This window comes from Oleiphilus sp. HI0086, from assembly GCF_001635225.1.
Genome location: NZ_LWFZ01000718.1, coordinates 1 through 2788 on the forward strand (window position 1 = coordinate 1; position 2788 = coordinate 2788).

Sequence of the window (2788 nt, forward strand, 5' to 3'; positions counted from 1 at the left end):
GAGCGGTAATCTGGCAGATAGCTTGTTAACTCACAATGAAGTGACGACACTGTTCCATGAGTTCGGACATGGTTTGCACCATATGTTAACCAAAGTCGATGTTGCTGGGGTATCAGGTATTTCTGGGGTGCCTTGGGATGTGGTTGAACTGCCAAGTCAGTTTTTGGAAAACTGGTGCTGGCAGGAAGAATCGATAGCTATGATCAGTCGTCACTACCAAACAGGAGAAGCGCTGCCGAAGGATATGTTGGATAAGATGCTAGCAGCGAAACACTTTCAAAGTGGCATGATGATGATGCGCCAGCTTGAGTTTGCCTTGTTTGACTTCCTCTTGCATAGAGATTACTCAGAAGCAGATAACACCGATGTGCAAGCAGTGCTGGAGTCTGTTCGAGAGCGAGTTGCGGTAATTGATTCGCCAGAATATACGCGTTTTAGCCACTCCTTTAGCCATATATTTGCTGGTGGCTATTCGGCGGGTTATTACAGTTATAAGTGGGCAGAAGTCTTAGCAGCAGATGCGTTTTCCCGCTTTGAGGAAGAAGGTGTCTTTAACGTGCAAACGGGTAAAGACTATAAAGAAAAAGTGCTCGAAGTAGGTGGTTCAATTGAAGCGATTGATATGTTTACCAGCTTCCGCGGTCGTAAGCCAAGTGTTGAGCCATTGCTTAAGCAGGCGGGAATCAAGGTATGACGCAGAAGATAACCAAGCGCTTTATCGCAGGTGCCGTATGCCCTCGTTGCGGTGAGATGGACAAGTTAGTGACGTATTCATCTGATGAAGGCACCTTTAAAGAGTGTGTCGCCTGCGACTTTACTGAGAAGCAAATAGCACAAGTTGAAATGTCAGAGCTTGATACGCGGGTTAATCATATCCCCTCAGGCCCTGATGACGAGCAGGCTCAGATAGTCCAGATTGTTGAGCTTAAGCCGAAGTAATTGTTCGCTTGAGCTAGGCCACTAAACTTCAGATTGTCCCTCTAATATAGCGATTATATTGGATAAGGCTTCCCTCATATCAGCCATAGTTTGTGTGCGTTTGATAATGGTAGGAAGCTGATCTTCCAAATTAGTTAATTTCGGAGGGATACGTCGAATGCCTTCGGTAATAAATTCATAGGGATAATGGTGGTCTTGTATGCTGAGCTTATTAAGCTCGGCAATTTCCTGGGAAAACTGGCTAATAATGTCATAGATAATGTCTTTGTGTTCGAGTGAGGACGCCTCCCAGTAAGCCGCATCCAATAGCTCGTGAAACGCGAGAAACTCATTCATAACATTTGAAATGGCAGGTTTAGGCATGACCTTTGGCTCCTGAGAACATCAGTTTTGACATATTTGTATATAAGAAAGCCTAGCAGAAGAGGCTGTAAAGGTAAGGCAGGCAGTAATAAATTTGTCGGTCACTGTTTCATAAGTGCCCAGTTTTCTCGACCAATGATACTCTCGCTTACATAGTGAAAAGCTATGCGAGCACTTCTGTTCATTGAAACAAACGATTACGCAAGCTTACCCGATAATGTTAAGTCCTTCATATTGCTTAAACCTTAGCTGCCTATACTGATAGTTCTTTCGGGAATATAGAGACTCTGACTATGAGAACATTACGTTTGACCACGCTTGATAATCAGCGTCAGCGTTTAGAGCGGGAAATAATAGAAACGAAGAAAAAGATTGTAGCAGCTAATGAGGGCGCGTTTCCTGACCTGGGTTTAGTTAAGCAATTGAGAGATTCTATTGAGCGAAATATGCAACTTATTTCAATGATTGATCAGCATCGACCCGCAAGAATCTCTAAGCTGAAAGCGAAGGTGATTTAGGGTAAGTGTAAAACTTACCCTGATTCACAAAAACAATTACTGTCGCTCAGGAATAGCCGTTCCCTGAAAGATAAACAGCGGTGTGGGCGATGTGTAAATGACGTTGTCATCCTCGTCTAAGAGTGGCTCTCCATCTTCATCTGTCTGGGCAATATACTCATAGCCAGGGTCTTCATAACTGTTAGCGGGGACAGCGACGTTATTTTCCTGATCTTCTTCACTTTGCAGCTCAAAAAGGTCTTTCGAAACATTGTAACTTTCACAGCTCGTTGGATTGTAGATGAGTTGCTCGCGTGTCGGGTTGGGGTTGTCGTCGCCCTGAGGTATTTCTGTTTCTCTATCATCTTCTAAAGCTTTGTAGATGGCAGTACTGAACTTCGATACATAGACGCGAATTTCTGCATTAGGGTAGTCTACCTCTACTTTTAAGCGCTGCAAGTCTGTCAGCGCATCATTACTGCCATCGCCAATTGTGAATGAGTTGGAGATGACAGTATTTCGCTCGTCGGCTTCATCGTGCTCTGTTAGTGAGTCACCATCATCGTCAATAAGGTCGAAGCAAGCAGGGTGCTCGATTTCTTTGGTAATCGAGCCGTCAGGGCATGTGACGACATTTTCTTCATCATCATCGAGGCATGTTTGATTTAATAGGGCGTACCCCAGAGTGCCATATTTTGACTCCAGGTAGTCTTCGTCGACAGTAAGAATTTGGGGTGGTTCTTGATGGATTACCTTGATCTGCCTTACTTTCGCTTCACTGAATCCGGACTCTTTGAAATTTTCAGGCGCGATCCGGTCTAGAGCGGCAAATTGAATTTCATCATCTGTTTCCACAGTCGGATCTTGGTCGAAAGCTATTAGAACGGTTTGATCAACCTTATTATCTATTTCGACAAAGGCTGAAGGGATGTAAGTCAGGTCCAATGAGGCGCTAAACTGATCTAGAATATTGAATGAGTCATCTTCAC

Annotated in this window: 5 protein-coding genes; 3 read left to right on the forward strand and 2 right to left on the reverse strand. The window is 44.2% G+C overall.

Annotated elements, in window-relative coordinates; translation table 11 throughout:
* Positions 1 to 694, forward strand: a 694-nt coding sequence (locus tag A3756_RS11705) for a M3 family metallopeptidase (protein WP_231875526.1), incomplete at its 5' end; no start/stop codon positions are given.
* Positions 691 to 939: a YheV family putative zinc ribbon protein gene (locus A3756_RS11710; protein WP_082865221.1), complete on the forward strand. Its 249-nt coding sequence runs from the start codon at positions 691 to 693 to the stop codon at positions 937 to 939. The genes A3756_RS11705 and A3756_RS11710, both read left to right, overlap by 4 nt.
* A gap of 21 nt (positions 940 to 960) precedes the next feature.
* On the opposite strand, the gene A3756_RS11715 is transcribed toward A3756_RS11710, so the two are convergent.
* Positions 961 to 1302: a hypothetical protein gene (locus A3756_RS11715; RefSeq protein ID WP_068510893.1), complete on the reverse strand. Its 342-nt coding sequence runs from the start codon at positions 1300 to 1302 to the stop codon at positions 961 to 963.
* 293 nt (positions 1303 to 1595) lie between these two features.
* Between A3756_RS11715 and A3756_RS11720 the strand changes: the two genes are divergently transcribed.
* The gene (locus A3756_RS11720) at positions 1596 to 1820 is read left to right on the forward strand and encodes a hypothetical protein (RefSeq protein WP_068510894.1); all 225 of its coding nucleotides are present in this window, start codon (positions 1596 to 1598) and stop codon (positions 1818 to 1820) included.
* Between the two features lie 36 nt (positions 1821 to 1856).
* On the opposite strand, the gene A3756_RS27685 is transcribed toward A3756_RS11720, so the two are convergent.
* On the reverse strand, positions 1857 to 2788 hold a 932-nt coding region (locus tag A3756_RS27685), incomplete at its 5' end, for a hypothetical protein (RefSeq protein WP_197481280.1).